The organism is Pedobacter sp. KBS0701 (genome assembly GCF_005938645.2).
Classification (GTDB): Bacteria; Bacteroidota; Bacteroidia; order Sphingobacteriales; family Sphingobacteriaceae; genus Pedobacter.
Genome location: NZ_CP042171.1, coordinates 2,869,316 through 2,889,759 on the forward strand (window position 1 = coordinate 2,869,316; position 20,444 = coordinate 2,889,759).

Annotated in this window: 19 protein-coding genes; 9 read left to right on the plus strand and 10 right to left on the minus strand. The window is 37.8% G+C overall.

What is annotated here, in order from left to right:
• Positions 1-113 precede the first annotated feature (113 nt).
• The 3 genes from rnr to FFJ24_RS11565 are packed head-to-tail and all read left to right on the plus strand — an operon-like array spanning position 114 to position 4,385.
• Positions 114-2,246, plus strand: a complete 2,133-nt coding sequence (rnr, locus tag FFJ24_RS11555) for a ribonuclease R (protein WP_138821644.1) — start codon at positions 114-116, stop codon at positions 2,244-2,246.
• A 6-nt stretch (positions 2,247-2,252) separates the two neighbouring features.
• Complete coding sequence (locus FFJ24_RS11560) at positions 2,253-3,407, plus strand: carboxypeptidase-like regulatory domain-containing protein (RefSeq protein WP_138821645.1); 1,155 nt, start codon at positions 2,253-2,255, stop codon at positions 3,405-3,407.
• A 3-nt stretch (positions 3,408-3,410) separates the two neighbouring features.
• Positions 3,411-4,385, plus strand: coding sequence for a polyprenyl synthetase family protein (locus tag FFJ24_RS11565; protein ID WP_138821646.1), 975 nt, complete (start codon positions 3,411-3,413; stop codon positions 4,383-4,385).
• Positions 4,386-4,495: 110 nt separating this feature from the next.
• Here the strand turns inward: FFJ24_RS11565 and FFJ24_RS11570 are convergent, their stop codons facing one another.
• The 3 genes from FFJ24_RS11570 to rplU form a co-directional block, all read right to left on the minus strand.
• Positions 4,496-5,341 carry a hypothetical protein gene (locus FFJ24_RS11570; protein ID WP_138821647.1) on the minus strand — a complete coding sequence of 282 codons (846 nt, stop codon included), beginning with the start codon at positions 5,339-5,341 and terminating at the stop codon, positions 4,496-4,498.
• A gap of 337 nt (positions 5,342-5,678) precedes the next feature.
• Positions 5,679-6,104 carry a 50S ribosomal protein L27 gene (rpmA, locus tag FFJ24_RS11575; RefSeq protein WP_138821648.1) on the minus strand — a complete coding sequence of 142 codons (426 nt, stop codon included), beginning with the start codon at positions 6,102-6,104 and terminating at the stop codon, positions 5,679-5,681.
• A gap of 52 nt (positions 6,105-6,156) precedes the next feature.
• Entirely contained in the window at positions 6,157-6,468 is a 312-nt protein-coding gene (rplU, locus tag FFJ24_RS11580) for a 50S ribosomal protein L21 (protein ID WP_025146774.1), read from the minus strand.
• A 736-nt stretch (positions 6,469-7,204) separates the two neighbouring features.
• Between rplU and FFJ24_RS11585 the strand changes: the two genes are divergently transcribed.
• Positions 7,205-8,161: a GLPGLI family protein gene (locus FFJ24_RS11585; RefSeq protein WP_138821649.1), complete on the plus strand. Its 957-nt coding sequence runs from the start codon at positions 7,205-7,207 to the stop codon at positions 8,159-8,161.
• Positions 8,158-10,818, plus strand: a complete 2,661-nt coding sequence (locus tag FFJ24_RS11590; RefSeq protein ID WP_138821650.1) for a TonB-dependent receptor — start codon at positions 8,158-8,160, stop codon at positions 10,816-10,818. Before FFJ24_RS11585 ends, FFJ24_RS11590 begins: the two co-directional genes overlap by 4 nt.
• Positions 10,819-11,071: 253 nt before the next feature.
• On the opposite strand, the gene FFJ24_RS11595 is transcribed toward FFJ24_RS11590, so the two are convergent.
• From FFJ24_RS11595 to FFJ24_RS11610, 4 genes are all read right to left on the minus strand, one after another.
• Complete coding sequence (locus FFJ24_RS11595) at positions 11,072-12,565, minus strand: M56 family metallopeptidase (RefSeq protein ID WP_138821651.1); 1,494 nt, start codon at positions 12,563-12,565, stop codon at positions 11,072-11,074.
• Positions 12,566-12,570: 5 nt separating this feature from the next.
• Positions 12,571-12,933 (minus strand): BlaI/MecI/CopY family transcriptional regulator, encoded by a 363-nt coding sequence (locus tag FFJ24_RS11600; RefSeq protein ID WP_025146770.1) that lies wholly within the window; start codon positions 12,931-12,933, stop codon positions 12,571-12,573.
• Between the two features lie 193 nt (positions 12,934-13,126).
• Entirely contained in the window at positions 13,127-13,627 is a 501-nt protein-coding gene (locus FFJ24_RS11605) for a hypothetical protein (protein WP_138821652.1), read from the minus strand.
• Between the two features lie 104 nt (positions 13,628-13,731).
• Positions 13,732-15,114: a dicarboxylate/amino acid:cation symporter gene (locus FFJ24_RS11610; RefSeq protein WP_138821653.1), complete on the minus strand. Its 1,383-nt coding sequence runs from the start codon at positions 15,112-15,114 to the stop codon at positions 13,732-13,734.
• 155 nt (positions 15,115-15,269) lie between these two features.
• Here FFJ24_RS11610 and FFJ24_RS11615 point away from each other — a divergent pair, with 155 nt between their 5' ends.
• Genes FFJ24_RS11615 through FFJ24_RS11625 form a run of 3 tightly spaced genes read left to right on the plus strand, consistent with a single transcriptional unit; the run spans position 15,270 to position 16,955 of the window.
• Positions 15,270-15,767 (plus strand): RNA polymerase sigma factor, encoded by a 498-nt coding sequence (locus tag FFJ24_RS11615; RefSeq protein WP_138821654.1) that lies wholly within the window; start codon positions 15,270-15,272, stop codon positions 15,765-15,767.
• Positions 15,754-16,353 (plus strand): hypothetical protein, encoded by a 600-nt coding sequence (locus FFJ24_RS11620; RefSeq protein WP_138821655.1) that lies wholly within the window; start codon positions 15,754-15,756, stop codon positions 16,351-16,353. Before FFJ24_RS11615 ends, FFJ24_RS11620 begins: the two co-directional genes overlap by 14 nt.
• 35 nt (positions 16,354-16,388) lie before the next feature.
• Positions 16,389-16,955, plus strand: a complete 567-nt coding sequence (locus tag FFJ24_RS11625; protein WP_138821656.1) for a DUF922 domain-containing protein — start codon at positions 16,389-16,391, stop codon at positions 16,953-16,955.
• Here FFJ24_RS11625 and FFJ24_RS11630 read toward each other — a convergent pair.
• The 3 genes from FFJ24_RS11630 to FFJ24_RS11640 all read right to left on the minus strand — a co-directional run bounded on the left by FFJ24_RS11630 (position 16,944) and on the right by FFJ24_RS11640 (position 20,121).
• Positions 16,944-17,315, minus strand: coding sequence for a diacylglycerol kinase family protein (locus FFJ24_RS11630; protein ID WP_138821657.1), 372 nt, complete (start codon positions 17,313-17,315; stop codon positions 16,944-16,946). The two genes, FFJ24_RS11625 and FFJ24_RS11630, sit on opposite strands and share 12 nt — an antisense overlap.
• Positions 17,316-17,550: 235 nt before the next feature.
• Positions 17,551-18,147 (minus strand): hypothetical protein, encoded by a 597-nt coding sequence (locus FFJ24_RS11635; protein ID WP_138821658.1) that lies wholly within the window; start codon positions 18,145-18,147, stop codon positions 17,551-17,553.
• Positions 18,148-18,210: 63 nt separating this feature from the next.
• Positions 18,211-20,121 (minus strand): beta-N-acetylhexosaminidase, encoded by a 1,911-nt coding sequence (locus FFJ24_RS11640; RefSeq protein ID WP_138821659.1) that lies wholly within the window; start codon positions 20,119-20,121, stop codon positions 18,211-18,213.
• 159 nt (positions 20,122-20,280) lie between these two features.
• Between FFJ24_RS11640 and FFJ24_RS26105 the strand changes: the two genes are divergently transcribed.
• A complete protein-coding gene (locus FFJ24_RS26105) occupies positions 20,281-20,436 on the plus strand; it encodes a hypothetical protein (RefSeq protein ID WP_168202460.1) in 156 nt (51 codons plus the stop codon).
• The last annotated feature ends 8 nt before the right edge of the window (positions 20,437-20,444 follow it).

Sequence of the window (20,444 nt, forward strand, 5' to 3'; positions counted from 1 at the left end):
ACCAATGGGAAATGAACTATTGAACGATAAACCATCATCCATTTTACATATTATTCCCTACATTTTCCATCCTGAGCATCTTTTCTGTATCTTCGGTAAATTCAGTTTAGCGTATGGCAAAGAAAAAATCGGCAAATATAAAATTGGTTCTGAATCAATTGGTTAGTGATGTTTTTGAAAAAAACAATAATCAGCTGCTTAATTACAAGCAGGTTTCGGCCAAATTAAATTTGAACGATCAGGAATCAAGAGAAACCATTCTTGAGATCTTAAAAGAAGGGAAAAGTGCAGGAATTTTCTTAGAACCAGAAAAAGGTAAATTTAAACTAAAAGAACTGCAGAACTTTATTATCGGTACGGTTGATATGACTGCCGATGGATCAGCATACATCGTTCCGGAAGATGAATTCGAGAAGGATATTTTTGTAGCTCCCCGAAAACTTAAAAATGCTTTACACGGCGATACCGTGAAGGCTTATGTTTTCGCGAAGAAAAGCGGTCGTAAAAACGATGGCGAAGTTATCGAAATCATTAAGAGGGCAAAATCAGATTTCACAGGAGTAATCAAAATATCAGATCGCTTTGCATTCGTAATTGCCGACGATAAAAAAATGATGCACGATATTTTTGTGCCATTGGCCGATACACACGAAGCCAAAAATGGTCAGCGCGTATTGGTAACCCTATCCGATTGGCCTGAAAGTGCCAAAAATCCGATTGGTATTGTTAAGCATGTCCTGGGTAACCAGGGCGAGAACAATACCGAAATGAATGCCATTTTAGCGCAATATGGCTTTCCTTTGGAGTTTCCTCCTCAGGTAGAACGCGAAGCAAATGCGATCCCTGAAGAAATTTCGGCTGCCGAAATTGCCAAACGTAAAGATTTTAGAAAGGTGTTAACTTTTACCATCGATCCGGCAGATGCCAAAGATTTTGATGATGCCATTTCATACCAGAAATTACCCAATGGAAATTATGAAATCGGTGTACACATTGCCGATGTTTCGCATTATGTAATCCAGGGAACAGAATTAGACAAAGAAGCTTACAGTCGTGCTACTTCAGTTTATCTGGTCGATCGCGTAATCCCGATGTTGCCTGAACGTTTAAGTAATGGCGTTTGTTCATTGCGTCCAAATGAAGATAAGTTGTGTTTTGCTGCTGTTTTTGAACTGGATGAGCAAGCCAATATCCAAAATGAATGGTATGGTCGTACAGTAGTCCACTCGGATCGGAGATTCAGTTATGAAGAAGCCCAGGAAGTAATTGAAAGTAAAAGCGGCGATTATGCAACTGAAATACAAAAACTGAATGAGCTGGCCTATATCCTTCGCGACCGTAAATTTAAAAATGGTGCCATTAGCTTTGAAAGCACCGAAGTTAAATTTAAGCTTGATGATTCGGGCAAACCAATTGGTGTTTATGTAAAAGAGCGTAAAGATGCCCATAAACTGATTGAAGATTACATGCTTCTGGCCAACCGTAAAGTTGCCGAATTTATCGCGAAGAAAACTAAAGGAAAAGATAAACTGACCTTTGTTTATCGAGTGCACGATTCGCCAAATATGGAAACCTTGAATACTTTCGCCACATTTGCTTCGCGCTTCGGTTATAAAATCAACACCAAATCGGATAAGGAAATTGCCAAATCATTAAACAATTTAATGGCCGATGTTGAGGGCAAAAAAGAACAAAATATACTCACATCACTCGCCATCAGGTCAATGGCAAAAGCAATTTATTCAACTAAAAAAACCAGTCATTACGGCCTGGCTTTCGAATATTACACCCACTTTACTTCCCCTATCCGCCGTTATCCGGACGTAATGGCACATAGGCTTTTACAAACTTATTTAGACGGTGGAAAATCGGCCGACATGGAGTTTTACGAAGTAGCCTGCGTACATTCTTCGGCTATGGAGAAGAGAGCCGCCGATGCGGAACGAGCCTCTATTAAATATAAACAAGCCGAATACTTAGAAAACAATATCGGTACGGAGTACAAAGGGATTATTTCAGGCGTTACCGAATGGGGCATGTATGTAGAAATTGAAGAGAATAAATGTGAAGGTATGATTCGTTTAAGGGATATATCAGATGATTTTTATGTACTTGATGAGAAAAACTACTGCATTGTAGGCCAACGCAAAAAGAAAAAATACCAACTTGGAGATGAAGTGATGATCAGGGTAAAAAAAGTTGATCTCTCTAAACGTCAAATCGATTTCACCCTGATTCCTGACTAAATTTTAATGAAGATCAAGTTTTGTTTTAACATTATACTTTTTTGGTTGTTGCCCAATTTATTATTGGCTCAAACGATAAAGGGAAAAATTACTGATGAATTATCTAACGACGGAGTAGCCTATGTAACCGTTCAAGCCGACGCAAAACATAAAACCATCAGTAATGAAAACGGGGAATTTGAACTTGCCGTAAGCTCGCTGCCTTGTGATTTAACGATTTCACATATCAGTTATCAACCCATAAAAATTAAAGCAAACGATATCATTTTAAATCTAAAATTAAAAGCTATTGTACAAAACCTCGAAGAAGTTGTTGTAGGTAATCATGCACTTTCGTTAATGAAAAGTGCTTATACAAAAGCCATAAAAATTGTTGATGAATCTTACTACGCCAAAGCTTTTTTTCGCCAGATTGCTTATGAAGCTGACCGGCCAGTCTATTTAAACGAAATATTTTTTAATGCAGATTGGAAAAACTACTCACTTATAAAGTGGTTACCTACCGAAAGCAGGTATCTAAAAAATGACAGCCATGTTTCTTATTCAAACTTGAGTTTTTCGGTATTTGCCCTATCTGGTTATCTATCCAATAGTTATTATGCGAAACCATTATCCTCCAAGTTAGATTCGCTATATACTTTCAAAATTAAAAGCACATTTAAATCTGGCGATGATGAAATTGCAATAATCAGTTGTAAATTAAAAGTTAAATATGAAAAGGCATATTTTGAAGGGGATTATTATTTAAATACTGAAACCTATAACGTTTTAAAAATCGATGGTACCATAAAAAATTTCGGTTTAACCAGTAAAGGTGTATTAGGGGCAAAACTAAAAGAGGCAAATTTAATTTCACAATACTCCCTTAACAGCGAGAATAAAAGCATTTTGGATTTTTCAGTGCTGACATTAAAAAGTAGAATGGCGGTACTCGGCTTAGGTACAAAAAACCTCGAACTATATAGTACTTTATATGTGATGGATTATAGCAATACTTATAATAAAGATTTAAAACAAATCCAAAATAAAACCAATGATGTAAAAACGACACAAAATATGGTTTATAATGCCGATTTTTGGAGATCGAATCCTACTATTAAAAGAACTGCAAAAGAAGAGGAGGCCATAAAAATTTTAGAGGAGGCCTCAACAATAAATTAGTCAATGCATACTACAGAACAATTACAGCAAATTTTATATACTGCAATACAAAATTTAAGACTTCCGGATCACCCTAAACAGCTTTACGATCCGATTACTTATATTATTAACCTGGGTGGAAAACGGGTAAGACCGCTTTTGGTACTTATGGCTACCGAATTGTTTGGCGGGGATGCAAACCAATCAGTTCATGCAGCCATGGCCATTGAGATTTTCCATAATTTTACCTTGGTGCATGATGATATTATGGATAATGCGCCATTGCGCAGAGGCCAGGCTACCGTACACGAAAAATGGAGCACTAACGTGGCTATTTTAAGTGGCGATGTAATGATGGTAGAAGCCAATAAAAACCTGGCCAAAGTAAATCCGATCTTCCTTAAAGATGCATTGGACACTTTTAATGCTACTGCACAGGGTGTTTGCGAGGGCCAGCAGCTAGATATGGAATTTGAAGGACGTGGTGACGTAAGCATCGACGAATACATCAACATGATCAGGCTAAAAACGGCTGTATTATTAGGGGGTGCATTAAAATTGGGGGCTATTATTGCTGGCGCTTCAGAAAAAGATGCTGACCTGATTTATCAGTTTGGTGAAAATATTGGAATTGCATTTCAGTTACAGGATGATATTTTAGATGTTTATGCTGATCCGGAAAAATTTGGTAAGCAGGTTGGTGGTGATATTATTGCCAATAAGAAAACCTTTTTATTGTTAAAAGCTTTTGAATTGGCAGAAGGCGAAACCCGTGCTTCATTAGATACCTGGACCTCATATAAAGAATTTAACGCACAAGAAAAAGTAGATACCGTTCGTCAGGTATACGATACTTTAGATATTCAGGATATTGCAAAAGAACACATGAACCATTACCGAGATAAAGCTTTGGCTTTATTTGCGCAGATTAGTGTGAGTGAAGAAAGAAAATCAAATCTCTTAACGCTTACTGATCAGTTAATGGCAAGAGAGCATTAATTAAGGTATTCGTCATTTCGAGCGAAGAGCAACTAAGCCGAGAAATCTATATCTAAATATCTCTCCATTTCGCTGCGCTTCAGTCAAGATGACGTACTTCCTATATTTCCTTAAGCTTTCACCAATTTATATTTAATCCAAAAATCAGCTGATTTAGCAGCTGATTCGCCACCTTGCATTGGTCTCTGGCCGCCACCCATTTTTCCTCCGCCACCCATACCGCCACGGCCACTTCTGCCCATGCCACCACCTCCCATTCCTCCTCTACCTCCACCTCCAGATCTTCCCACACTTCTGTTTCCTCCTTCAGGAGTACCTTCTCTTTTGAAACCGGATTTACCAGGTTCATTTATTTTAATATTGTAAACAAGTGGTTTTTTAAGATCCAGACCGACCTGTAGTTGCGCCAATGGAATGCTCAGTTCATAAATCAGATCTCTGTTTGGATGAATGCTCATTCCCGTTTCAATACCATCTTGATTTATTGCTGGCAATTCACCATCAGGAATATTTTTAAATCCTGCAACCCTAATACTTTTATTCATCATCACCTGATCATGCATCTCTTTATCAGGAGGTAAAGCAGTATGCTCATGATGCTCTTCTCCTTCTTTCTGCATTGGTGGTCTTTCCATCAGCGGAAAAGTTAACTTCATCCCATCCTTCTTTTTTCCTGCTGTATTAATATTTAAAGTAATACCACCTCTTAACACACTAAAAGTAGTCTGAGGATCTAATGATTCTATAATGATATACAAATTTTTATCGTCGTTAGCCAAGGCAAAGGCTAGTTTGGTAGCATCGTTGTATTGGTTAAGAGGCTCGTTCCATTCGTTTGCCACACCATCGGCCTTAAATGGCTTTACCATGCGGATATTTTCTTCTACCTCCTGCCCATACAATAACCGGCCGGAAATAAGCGATAAAATTAATAAGGATATTTTCTTCAGATTCATTTGGACTAATTTTTAAATTAATACCCAAATCTAGTGGTTGGAAATGTTAATTTTTGTTATTTAACAGGGTTTAACATGTTAGTCCTGAGTCGGCAGTCTGGAGTCCGAAATCTATTAACCGATTCCTGAATGTGTAGCCCGAGGGTTAATTTATCGTTATAAAAATAATTATAAATAACAGGAGAATTTTTAACGAACTGTATAAACAGTCTCTTAAATTAAGCGCCAATTAAGCGATTTGACAAATGAACGAATGACTAATGAACCAGTAAAACCATACACAAACAAAAAAAGTCCCGATTTGCATCGGGACTTTCCTTTATAACTTTGATACTAATTATTCTGCAGGTGCAGCTTCTTCAGTAGTTTCGTCTTTTTTAGCTGCTTTTTTAGTAGTTGCTTTTTTAGCAACCGGAGCTGCTTCAACTTCTTCAGCTACAACTTCTTTCTCTGCAACCGCTTTTTTAGCAACTGGTGCTTTCGCTACTGCTGCTTCGATTTCAGCTTCAGTGATAGGAAGGATAGAAACATAAGATTTGTTATCTTGTTTCTTTCTGAAAATTACGGTACCATCAACTAAAGCAAATAAAGTGTGGTCTCTACCAATACCAACACCTTTATCAGGATGGTGTTTTGTTCCACGTTGACGTACTAAAATGTTTCCAGCGATAGCTAATTGCCCACCGAAAATTTTAATACCTAAACGCTTACTATGCGATTCACGTCCGTTTTTCGAACTACCGGCTCCTTTTTTGTGTGCCATGATTTTATATTTTGTAACTCGCTAAAAAGCGAATTATTGGGTTAACAATTAATTATAGAGTGATATCAGAGATCTGAATCTTAGTGAAAAACTGACGGTGACCATTTTTCTTTTTGTAACCTTTTCTACGTTTTTTGTGGAAAATAATTACTTTGTCACCTTTTAAATGAGATACGATCTTAGCTGAAACTTTAGCACCTTTAACTGCAGGAGCACCTACAGTAATTGCACCACCGTTGTCAACCAACAATACATTATCAAATTCAATACTAGCGCCTTCATCTCCTTGTAATCTGTGTACAAAAAGGTGCTGGTCTTTAGCAACTTTAAATTGCTGCCCTGCTATATTTACTATTGCGTACATTGTTTAAATATTAGTTTTTTAATTTTTATTTAACGAGGTGCAAATATAGAACAAATTCAATTAACACACAAATAGATATCGAAAATATTTTTCTTTAACATTATACAGGATCAGGATTAGGAAGATTTAAGGATTTCAAGATCGATTTGATGACTATATTAATTGCACTTTTCGAAAATCATAGTTCAATAATTCCCAGACTAAGCCCACCCTATTGCCTATTGCAGCGAGCACTTATATTGGAGCGCAGAGCCAGTGCAAAACAACTAAGTTTCTTCCCGTTTTACGCTTATACGCTTCGCTTCCTCGTACCTCGTTGCTGCAGGGTAACACTTCAACCGGGGCTATTGGACCAAAACAGCACTTCATTTCCGGGGTTTCAGTCTGCAGGAACCCTTGTACCTAAACCTGATTGGAGCGAACACGAAGTGCAACGGAGTAAAGCGTAAAGCAGGACTGAAGACAGCCAAAAACCACAAGCCGCTCATTTCCAACCCGTAAAAATATTTGTCCTGTACTATTCAAGCTTCATATTGGTCCTTCAACTCCGCTCAGATGACATATCGAAAAGAATTATGTGTCTATGTATCTTCGCGAATAAAATACGTTACCCTCCCATTACCTATCATCCCATTCTACCTCTTCCATCTCCTTTTCGTTAAAAAATGTTAAATCAATTTTTTATTACGAATATTTCGTAGATTTACGAAAATTAAATAAACCTAAATCCAATATTATGAAACGAATTTTAACTACCTGTTTGGCTACGGCCATTTTACTTTCAGCCAAAGCCCAGGAACCAGATAAAGCACTGGCCAGGGTGCGTTATACTTTTACCCATGTGAGAGATACCACCGAAAGAGATAAACCTAAAGTGGAGAACATGTTATTGGTTACCGGTAAAAATGCTTCGGTTTTTACCAGTTACGATAAGCTGAACCAAACACTAAACATGCAAAAGCAGATACAGGAACAGATTAAGAACCAAGCGGGTAACGGCAACTTAAAAATTGAAGTTAAAAGCGAAACGAAAGTCCCCCTTACCCAGGAAGACTATTTCTTTTTTGCGAATGAGCATAAAATGATTACTAAAGAGCGCCTGTTTAATAATTACCTGATTGAAGAACCCGCTACAGCAATTGACTGGAAGATATTAAAAGATACAATGAGCTTTTCTGGGGTTGCCTGCCAAAAAGCAACTGCGCATTTTAAAGGCCGCAACTGGACAGCCTGGTTTGCGACCGAAATTCCGTTTCAAAGTGGCCCGTGGAAATTAAATGGCTTACCTGGTTTAATTATAGAAGCTTACGACGATAAAAAAGACGTAAAATTTGAATTTGCCGGACTTGAATATGTAAAAGATACGGATGCTGCATCAAACTCTGATGGCGAAGTTAAAATAGCAGCACCGAGCGGCGGTATAGGTGCGGTAAAAATTGTAGGCATAGATGTGAGCACAAGCTACCTCGGACCCGAAATTAAGCTACCAACTGATGCCATAAAAACTACCCGCAAGGAGCTGGATAAGCTTAAAGCTGCACGGGATAAGGACCCTCAAGGTTTTATGCAGGCACAAATGGCCGCAAGTGGTATGCAAGGTTCGTTCAAAACCAACCAGGCACCACGCCAGACCAGTACAACAGTAGCTAAGGATGAAGTTAATAACCCGGTTGAAATTGAAGACAAAAAATGAGAAAGCTCGTTTTAACTTGCTGGCTTCTGCTGGCAACTTTTTCAGTTTTTGCCCAAAAGCCAATTAGAGGTTCCGTTAAAGATACCGATGGAAAAGGTATAGAATCTGTTAACGTAATTTTAAAGGATCCTGAGGGAAATGTAATCAATTTTACAAGAACTAATCGCAATGGTGAATTTAGCATCTTAATAAAAAACGATCAGATTAATAACTATAAAATAGAGGCCTCGAGCATTGGGTATAAAAAACTGAGTACGGTGATTACAGACATGAACAAAAGTTACGACCTCGTTTTGCAGAACAACGAAACAGCCTTAGAAACTGTAACGGTAAAAAACCGTCCGTCTCTAACGGCAAGAGGTGATACCTTAAATTACAAGCCATCTGATTTCGCCGATAAACAGGACAGAAGCATTGGTGACGTACTAAAAAAAATGCCAGGGATAGAAGTCGCCGAAGATGGAAAAATCAGTTATAACGGAAAATCCATTTCCAGCCTTTATGTAGACGGTGATAACCTTTTGGATGATAAGTATAATATTGGCACCAAAAGTATTCCACAGGACGCGGTAGATAAGGTACAGGTGATCCAGAATGATCAGCCGATTAAAATGATGCGTAAAAACAACATGAGCGATGATGTAGCACTTAATCTGGTGCTTAAAGACGAAGCCAAGCTTAAAGTAATGGGTGATGCCACTGTTGGCGCGGGTATGCCAGCGCGTTTTGATGAAAACCTGACGGCCATGCTTTTTAATAAAAAGCTCAAATTTATCAATAACATAAAAGGTAATAACATTGGCAATGACCCGGGTATTGATCTTACCTCGCACAACCTGTCTGATTACTTAAAAAAGCTGGATAATGACAGACCAGGTGACCTGCTTTCTACCGGAGCCGCGGGAGTGCCCTCCTTGCCACAAAGCAGGTACCTTTTTAATAAGGCAGGATTACTGAACTTAAATAATCTATACAAGTTTAACCAGGATCTGCAGTTAAGGGCAAACCTTTCGTACCTGTACGATCAGCGCAATCAGCAGTACAATAAATTTTCACAGACCTATCTTTCAGACCAGACCATCAGCTATTCAGAATCGCAGAACAATGCTATTAATCCACAAAAATTAAGGACGCAATTTAACCTGAACGGAAATGCAGAAAAATACTACCTGAACAATAATTTTGTACTCGATTATGCGCCTTTTAAAACTTCTTCGGGTTTTGTAATCAATAACGTGGCGGCTAATCAGGTACTGCGGCAGGAAACACTAGATATTTCGAACGAGTTCAATTACCGTAAAAAGCTAAAGTCAGAAGATATAATTAACCTGTACTCCTATTTAAACCGCACTACACAGCCAGAAAACTTAAACATAACACCGGGTCTTAATGCTGATATTTTAAACAATGGTAACAGTTATCTTGGTTTAAGCCAGTATATCAAAATACCAACCTGGTACACCAATAACTATGCTTCTTTTGCTTTTGTAAACAAACATTTCGTTCAAATGTATAAGGCAGGTTTTAATGTGCAGCAGCAAAAGCTCAATTCGGAACTTTACCGCACACAGAACAACCAGCAAACCGAACTCGTATCTGGCAATACCGTAAATGATCTAGATTGGCTAAAAACCAAGATATATACCGATGCCACCTACGAATTTACCAACGATAAATTAAAAGCTGGATTAAGCTTGCCTTTAAGTTATAATCTGATTAAATACAGTGATGACATCAATCAATTGGATAAGCGCCTGAATAAATTGTTTCTAAACCCTTCTCTGAATATCAAATATCAAACCAGCGTTGAAAATTATGTGACAGCAAATTATAGCTTCCGAAACGATTTAGGAGGAATAGATGATGTTTACCGGGGCACAGTATTAAAAAACTATCGGTCTCTTCTTGCCAATAATGCCCCCATTTCGGAATCTAAAACTCATAACGTTGGCGCAGGGTTTAATTTCAGAAAAGCTATGCAGATGTTATTTGTAAATTTAACTGCTAATTACAGTGATGCCCAACTGAACACCATTTCTTCGTACATTTTAAGTAATAACATCCAGCAAAGGGTGGTACTGCCATTGAGCAACCACATCCGCACCCTATTTTTTAATGCAAATGCCAGCAAATACCTTTTTGTGCTGAAAAGCACAGTAAGTGGAGGTATTAGTTTTTCACAGAGCCAATATGATCAATTACAAAACAACGAACTTTTTGCATTTAATGCACAAACCATTTCTTACAAACTTGGAATAGAAGCAAAACTCACCAACTTTATCAATTGGTCTTACCTGGCAAATTTTTCGGTTACCGATAATAAAGCTAAAGTGGCCGACGCCATCAAAACAAATTTTCAGCAGCTCAGGCAGCAGTCTACCCTGGCCATTACCACTTTCAGAAATGTATATATAAATCTATCGGCCGAACATTTATTTACACATCAATCTACACAACCCAATTTAAAATATCTTTTTGCGGATACGAATATCAAATACAAGTACCTGAAAATGAAAACAGATTTTGAATTTGGCGTTACCAACCTGGCTAATATCAAAAGCTTTAATGCGGTTTACCTTTCAGCAAATTCACTTACCACGGGAACATATTATATTCCGGGTAGGGTGGCGATGTTGAAGGCGACTTTTAGTTTTTAAGTACCGGCGGCGGCATCTCGACTGAAGCGCAGCAGAATGGAGAGATCTTTTAAAGACGCTTTAAGCCAAGGTTAAAGATTTCTCCACTGCGTCTAAATGACGATTTTACTAAATTCAAATCGTCTAATAGTCATCTCCTGTAGCGCAGTCCCAAACCTTCAGGAGAGATAGCTATAGTTGATTTAGTTTCGGTGATCAATTGCGGCTCCCGGCTACGCTTTGCTCCGCTTGAAATGACGGCAACTGCGGGAAATTATGGTTTTGTTGTAATCTGAATAGTCTGATTATTTCTATCAATTTTCATATCAGAAACTTTATTCAGGTTCAGTTTATCCAGTTCTTCTTTTGTAATCTTATTTCCATTCAGAAAATACGATGTACTTTCTGCAATCATTATTCCATTGGCATCTGGCTGATTTCCATCTTTTGCATCAGAGATTGTTGCGGTTGATTTTATGGTATACATATAGCCTACCCCCTTTTTTCCTGGCATCGGCAGTTCTTGCAGGTCTCCACCATGTTTAGTTAAAACTTTTATCTCGATATTTTTATGATCCGATTTTACCGTATCTGTAAAGTTAAAGTGCTGCACAAAAGTTTTTCCTTTAAAATCACCGTCCGTTTTAAAGCTCATGATCTTCACTTTCTTACCTAAGCCTTTTAACATATCCTCAACCGATCTTCTCGAAGAATCTACTCCATTGGTTATGCTTTTGATAATGAAAGTCATTTTGTTAACCGTGTCCGGTTCTTTCAGCGTACCGATCGATATTTTCTTTTTTGCTTTTGGTTTTAAAACCGCTTTGGTTTTTTCCTGCATTTCGGGTACCTTTTCTGGTAAAACCTCATTCACCATTTTACTTAAAGGTGCAAAATGTTTTTTAACCTCCTTTTTATCGATAGTAAATGCCAGGGTAACGCAAAGCAATATCGGCAATACAAATAAATACCGTGTTAAATTCACCTTCGATGAACGTTTGGCGTTCATCATTTTAATCCGTTTCTTAAGATCAGACAGGTTAAAATTATTAACTATAGCTACTGATGGCTGTAAAGTACCCACATCTAATAAACTGTACTGGTAGGCTTTTTTATCGATTCCTTTTTTTAAGATCTTAGCATCTGTAATAAATTCGATGTTTTCGCGTACAGCTTTTTTCATTAGCCAAACACCAGGATTAAACCAATAAAAAACCACGCAAATTTCGGCCAGGATAATATCTACCGTATGCCACTCTTCTACATGCACTTTTTCGTGCTCGAGGATATTATTTAAATCCTGCCTTTTATGCAGTCTGGGGTTGATATAAATGGTTTGCCAAAAACTAAAGGGACTCACCTGATCATTCAATATCCTCACCTTATAATCAGCCAGGCGATCGGGCGAAGAATTTTTATGCATCCTGTAAAGCGAGATAAACTGGATCAATAACCTTAAGGCCATTACTAGCACGCCCACATAAAAAAGCAAGGTTAATACCTGCCAGAATACCGAAACAGCATCTTGCTGCACCAGTTGACTTACCTGTTGATTTAATCGGGGTACAAAGGCCGGAACTGCTTTCCGGTCAGCAAAAAATTCGGTGAGGTTAATAAATGGGTAAGCTGAAGAAAACAGAATCCCAAACAGCAGAAACATCCTGTTGATGGAGTAGAAAGTTAACCTCCGCAACACCAGGTAGTAGGTGGCCGAAAACAAAATCAGCACCAGATTAATCTTTAAGAGAATGATAAAGAAATGTGGCATGGCATTTACTTTTCAGGGTTTTCAATCAAATTTATAATCTCCTTAAGCTCTTCGGCACTGATTTTTTTATCTTTTGCGAAAAAAGCAACCAGTTCCTTATACGAACTTTGAAAATAATTATTTACGAAACCGCTCATAAAGCGTTTTTTATACTCTGTTTCTTTAACCTTGGCACTATAGCGATTGGCATTGGCAAAACGTTCGCTTACCAGATAACCCTTGCGTTCCAGATTCTTAACTGTTGATGCCAGGGTGGTATAGGGTGGCTTAGGCTCGGGCAGCACGTCCATAAAATCTTTGATAAAACCTTTTCCAATCTGCCAAACAGCCAGCATCGCTTCTTCTTCCTGCAAAGTTAATTTTTCCATACTTACGAATATATCGTAAATATACGAAAAGATCCTAAATAAAAAATTAGCAAACTGTTTAATTGTTAAACCGGTTAACTGATGCCAAACGTCCAGCTCTAAACTAAATACCATTCGACTCCGCTCAGGGTGACAAATCGAGGGGAATCGATTGGATTGACTCCAAACGCGAAACTCTTAACTCCAAACGCACTTATTTTCCGCTTCTTTTTTCGGCCTCCAGTAAGGTTTGATCAATAACTTTGCGCATCTGTACTGCTGCATCTAATAATTTGGGATTGCCATCAAAATCGCCATAAATCACTACATGCTTTGTTTTTTCTTTGTATTTAAACAGCAAATCGTAGCGTGGTACTTTGCTTGATTTTTCGCTTTTCTTACCAATAGTATCCGGAAAATTCCAAAGTCCAATTTCATTGGCTTTGCCATGCATGTAAAGAATATCGTCATTCTTTAAAAAGATTTTCTTCTTAATTACAGAATCGGCACCATTAACATACTGGTAATCGCCAGTTGCAGAATTGTAATGGTTCTCTAAGGAATCTTTTATCCCCCATTTATATTCCATTGAGACAAAATCGTTTTTTCTAAAGGGGGCATTCTGAATGATTGGTTTGTAATAGATGTAACAATAAATGATCATCGGCACGATGATGGTAATGGCTAAAAATATTTTTTTTCCTCTGCTTGACACTTTTTGTATTATTAATTGAATGAATGAATTTTGAATGATTGAATCAGAGCGTTATTGAATGAGTGAATAATTGAATATTAAAAACAGACTCAGAACTGATGACTCTAGACTTCCGACTCTTTAAGTTCCCCTTCCCACTTACTTACAACAGCGGTTGCAATACTGTTACCCACTACATTGGTTGCTGAACGGCCCATATCCAATAAAGGATCGATACCGATTAATAAGGCTAAACCTGCTTCGGGAATATTGAAACTGGCAATGGTTCCGGCAATAACTACCAGCGATGCTCTTGGTACACCAGCAATCCCTTTACTGGTTAACATCAGGATTAACAACATCGAAATTTGCTGCTCAAAACCTAAATGAATACCATAGGCCTGCGCGATAAACAGAGAAGCAAAAGTCATATACATCATTGAACCATCCAGGTTAAATGAATAACCCAATGGTAAAACGAAACTTACAATTTTATCCTTACAACCAAAACGCTCTAAAAGCATCATGGTTTTTGGATAAGCGGCTTCGCTACTTGCGGTACTGAAAGCCAGAATGGCTGGTTCCTTCATATCGTTTACTAAGCGGAAGATGCGTTTTTTCAGCACCAAAAAGCCTAAAAAGATCAACACGCACCATAAAATCCCCAATCCGAGGTAAAACTCGCCAATGAATATGGCATAAGTATTCAAAACATTAAGTCCTTGCTTAGCTATGATTGCCGTCATTGCACCAAAAACGGCCAATGGTGCAAAATTCATCACATAACCGGTCATTTTTAAGATCACATGTGCAATGGCATCAAAAGTTTTAATTACCACCTGGCCTAAATCACCAATTGCGGCCGTTGCCACACCAAAAAACAATGAAAATACCACAATCTGTAAAATTTCATTATTCGCCATTGATTCGGCAATACTTTTCGGGAAAACATGGGCAATAAAATCTTTAACGCTCATGGCGGCTTTCTGGATGCCTGTATTCACCAAATGATCGGGTAATGATAATTTCATGTGCCTTCCAGGCTCGAATAGGTTCACCAGAATCATCCCCAGTACCAGCGACATTAACGACATGGCTAGAAACCAGCCCAATGTTTTACCGCCAATACGACCGACCGCTTTAATGTCGCCAACTTTAGCTACGCCAACAACCAGCGTGGTGAATACCAATGGGGCTACAATCATTTTAATCAGACGGAGAAAAATATCGCTCAAGAGCGTAAAATATTCTAACTTTTTCTCCCTAATGTCTTCATTTTCTTTTTTAATTTTGGAATTGGCCTTTTTTTCAGCCTTTAGCTGTGTGTAAGCAACACTTGTCGTATCGGTCGATTTTGCAATGTTTACTTCTATACTTTTAACCTTTGCATCCGCATTCAGGATATTCTGATTATAAACATTGATGGAATTTACGTTTAAAATATACCCCAATGCAATCCCTGCAATCAGCGCTATAAAAATAAAAAGCGTGAGTTTGTTTTTCTTCATGAATAAAAAAGTTTGTGGCAACTTAATTCGGTAAAACTACGATATTTACCGCTTGTAACAAATTTTGATACAGAGCATTAAAAATATATTATTTTCGCTTCCTCGTGTAACAAAAAAAGTGAACCAACATCTAAAACGCAACGATAAACCTCTAAATGGAACAAAAAGACAAGTTATTTAAGCAGATCTTCGACTCGAATTCCAAAAAAATATTCCATTTATGTTATGGTTATACCGGCGATACTGACGCCGCAAATGATCTTTTGCAGGAAACTTTTTTGAAGGTTTGGCAAAATCTGGATAAATTCAGAAACAAATCTTTAATATCTACCTGGATTTATAGAATTGCCGTAAATACCTGTCTTACTTATTTACGCTCAGAAAAACGTCAGGCAAAAGATGAATTGACAGATAATATAATTGAGAATAAAATTGAAGAATTTTCTGAGAAAAATGAACAGGTTGCCCTGCTTTATACCTGCATTTCTAAACTCGAAGAAAATGACCGTTTAATTATTACCATGGTTTTAGATGAGTTACCATATCATGAAATTGCCGATATCTCAGGTATAAGCGAAGGCAATTTGAGGGTAAAAATTCACCGCATTAAACAAAAATTAACAGAACTATATAACCAGTATGCAAGCGTTTGATCAAATACAGGAATTGTGGCAAAAGCACGAGGTAGAAGTTAAAGTTTCTGCTGATGAAATGTTACAACAAGCGAAGAAAGAAGTAAATGGCCTAAAGCTAAAATCTGCTTTGAACATTTTAGGCATGCTGGCATCCTTTATTGCCATTGCTGCATTATGGATATTTTTTCACTTCGAATCGTGGACAACCCATGTAGGTATCAGTATTACGATTGTTGTTATTGGTGTATATACACTCATTCTATATCGCGATCACCGTTTGATTGCTAAAAATGATGCTACTGCTCATCCGCACGAATACCTGAATAATTTAAAAACATATCAATTAAACCGGTATAAACTTTACAATTCGCTATATTGGTTTTACGCTATTGCATTATCATTGGGAATTATATTTTATTTCATTGAAATTTTAACCTATTTGAGCATGGCTCAAAAAGTAGCTGCAATTGTATTAACTTTTTCATGGATACTATTTTGCTCAACTATATTGCGAAAGGCTGTAATTAAACGCGAAAAAGAACGAATTTCACTGCTGATTGAGAAATTCGAAAGGATTAGCGGACAGATTTCTACCCACGAATAATTTAGGCACGGTTTTTTCATTGTAAAAATCAACACATGAAAAAACTGATTATCCCCTTATTATTTTTGCTGGTTTTACCCTGCACTTTTGCTTTTAAACAAGACCTTAATCAACCGGTACAACTGGATTGGGAAACCCATTTCAAAGGAAAAGCAGATATGCGCTCGCCATTTTTTGCTTTAACTGCCATGACCTGGAAATACAGCTATGAGAGCACGGTTTACCGTAACAGAGTAGTAATTAAGCTTAAAAACGATGTCAGTATTGATAAAACCAGATCGTGGGTAAAATGGGATAAAATTAAAGACCCTGAAATTAGTGCCAGTCTTTTACACCATGAGCAAGGACATGCTGATATTCAATATATTTTACTTTTAGAAGCCGAAAGGGTATTGAAAAACAGAAACTATTCTGTAAACAACTATAAAGCTCAAATATCTGAGCTTGCCAATCAGATCAGCAATTATTTCGATACCATGCAACGTAACTATGATGAAGAGACTGAGCACGGCAGTAACCATAAAATGCAGGCCCGGTGGGATGAGATTATTCAAGAGAAGATTGAGGAGTCTAGGACTGCTATGGCTGAGCTACAAAAATAGTTTCGGAACAAAAACTATAAAACCAACAGCTATCGCCAGGAATGCAGAAACCAAAACTGCAGCAGCCGCCAAATCTTTTACTATTTTAATTTTCGGATGATAATCAGGCGAAACCAAATCCGCCAGTTTTTCGATAGCTGAATTAAGGATCTCAGCCACAAAAACCGCAGAAATAACCGATAAAATCGCAATCCATTCTAAACCTGAAATTTTAAGATAAAAAGACAACGCAATGGCAACTATTGTGGCAAATAAATGAACACGACCATTATGTTCGGTCATAAAAAAGAGTTTTAACCCATTAAATGCATATTTAAAGCTCTTTATGCGATCGATAATTGAAAATTTCTGGTTGTTCATTGTTTTAAATTTAAACTAATCGCAATAAAGATGGCCGTCATCTCGACTGAAGCGCAGCGGAACGGAGAGATCTGCCTAGATAGATTTCTCGACTGCGTTGCACTCCGCTCGAAATGACGGACTATTGAAATGGAAGTGTTACTCCGCCATATGCTCTACGCTTAGCGCCATAAGCCTTTCAGCTTTGGTCTTTAGTCTTAAACCTTCTACCTTAAAACCTTCCACCTTCTGTACTCTACTTCACCTCACCTGCCGAAAAACTATTGCCACTTAACTTATATTGCAGTGTTCTGTTAATCGTTTTAGTGCTATCTGCTATATCTTTTACAGGAAAAGAGCGGAAAAGATCACCGTTTTTGATGAAAAATTTATCGTTGCCTGCATAACCTTTTTTCTGGTTTGTGCTTAAAGATGGGAAACTGATTTTATTGAAATCTCCACCCGCATATTCGAACACATTTAAATCTAAAATATTCTTTTTGCTTAACAACTGGATATATAGCTCAGGATTTCCATCATTGTCAAGATCCATGTTCCAGGCATCGGTAATAATGCCTTTACGATCAACAGCTGCTGAACGGTAATTATTACGGATTGAATCAGACATTAAGATCTGGTACCCACCAATAGAGTCTACTCCTTTTCCCCAGCTTACAATTTCGAAATTTAACCCTGGTTTTACTTCTATATCTTTATAAAAGCGGAAGGGATTCTTTTCTACTTTGACCGTTTCTGTTTTAATTTCTTTAGGTTTTTCTTCGGTGCATGCAAAACAAAACAGCACCCCTGTCATTAACAAAAGGTGCTGCAATGTGTATTTTTGTAGTTTCATTCTATTTGGGTTCATTTTGGTTGCCCCCAAATTAAGTATTTTAGCCTATCAAAGCAATAAATTTTATTTCTTCGCTTCCGCTTTAACTTCGGGTGCTCCGTTGTTTAAAACCGTTTCGGTAACTACGCTTCTTCTACCGCTTGGGGCAATTACAATGGTTTTTAATACCCTCTTCTCACCTTGCGGAATGTTAATTTTAATTGGCGATGTATATAAAAATGCATTTTCGGATGGGCGGGATAAATCAATCGAATAATAAATTTTAGCTCCTGCAACTGGTGCTTTTAAATCAATGGTAAAATCGCCACCGGTTAAAGCTTTATCACTTTGACCTATCGGTGTAGGTACCCAGTAGTTAACATTCATTTTATCTAAGCGGGCCAAATGTGCTGGCAAACGCACTTCGCTAAAATTTTTCAAATCTTTACGTTCAACCGGTGACCAGGCAATCTCTGATAAAGCCAATATCCTCGGGAAAGCATGATTTTCTGCTTTTTCAGGGGTTTTAATATACTCTGTCCACATATTTGCCTGTACACCTTTAATGTATTTCCTTTCGTCGGCCGTTAATACCTTCGGAATCGGATCATAAGCATATATTTTTTGATAAGGTGCAAAACCACCTATGGTAACCGGCTCATCAGGAGAATTAGATTGTTTATGATCAATATACAAACCCATCGATCCCGGGGTCATAATTACGTCGTGTTTTTGTTGTGCAGCTGCAATTCCACCATCTTCACCTCTCCAGCTCATTACTGTTGCATTTGGCGCTAAACCACCTTCTAAAATCTCGTCCCAGCCAATAATCGAACGTCCTTTGCTATTTACATGTTTTTCAATTGTCTGGATAAAATAACTCTGTAATTCGTGTTCATCCTTCAAACCTTTCTCTTTCATTAAAGACTGGCAAAACGGTGATTCTTTCCAATAGGTTTTTGGCGCTTCATCACCACCAATATGGATGTATTTTGAAGGGAAAATAGCAATTACCTCATCCAGAATATTGTTCAGGAAAGTAAAAGTATTTTCTGAGGGCACAAAAATATCATCAAAAACGCCCCAGGTTTGTTGTACCTGTTTCCCTTTTCTGCTTCCGGCCCATGGTGTTTTATCGCTGATAAAAGTATCGCGGCCAGGGAAACAGCTTAATTCCGGATAAGCTGCAATTGCTGCCGATGCATGTCCTGGCAATTCAATTTCGGGTATTACGGTAATGTACTTAGCAGCGGCATATTTAACAATATCTTTGGCTTCTTCCTGCGTATAGTAACCTTTAACCGGGGTAAGGTAATTGCCATTACCCGGGTAATTACCGATTATGGTACCGTTACGGGAAGAACCAATCTCAATTAGTTTTGGATATTTTTTTATCTCCAGTCTCCAGCCCTGATCATCAGTTAAATGCCAGTGAAAAGTATTGATTTTATAATAAGCCAACTGATCGATGTACTTTTTGATAAAAGAAATCGGGAAGAAATGACGGCTTACATCCAGCATCGTTCCACGGTAGGCAAAACGAGGATAATCGTTGATATTAACAGCAGGGATGGTAATTTTATCGGCAATTTTATCCGGCATCATCTGCATAACCGATTGGACGGCATAAAACAGGCCTGCACCTTTTCCTGCTAAAACAACTTGTTTTGGTGTAACTTTAATGGTATAACCTTCGGCAGGTAATTGATCTGCTCCAGCAGATGTTAAAATGATAGCCCTTTGGTTAGGTTGGGTTATTTTAGTCTCTCTTAGGGCAAAACCCGCCTTGGTAACGATAAAAGCGTTTAATAAATCAGCCATCTTTGCGCCGTCGATGCTTTGATTGACTAAAACTGTGGTTTTATCTAATACGAAATTTCCGTTGGCCCTGGTAATGGCTACCGGTGCAGGTATAATACCCAGATTAGGATCACCCTGCGCAAATGCAGCCGTACTGATTAATACTCCAATAAAAACCGATAATGCTTTGTTCATTTTTTGTGTAGATTTTATGACTTAAACTAATATTTGAACCAAGATAGAGATTATGGAGATATTACAAATCCCACATTCTTGTTACAATAGGAATCAAACGTTTGACTGCACCGCATAATGCAGATAAATCTAAACAATATTTATTAAAACGTTTTTCCAATGTTTCTGATAAGCTATGATAATGGAAGCCTTAGTCTTTTTTTTGGAAATCGGGTACAGCAGCGTTTTGGTTCAGGTAGTCCCGCTCCCGCTTCTGCCAATTTGAAGGAAATTGGCATCTCGCTCAGATCGGGTTTAGGTGGCAAGGCAGGTTAAACTATTTG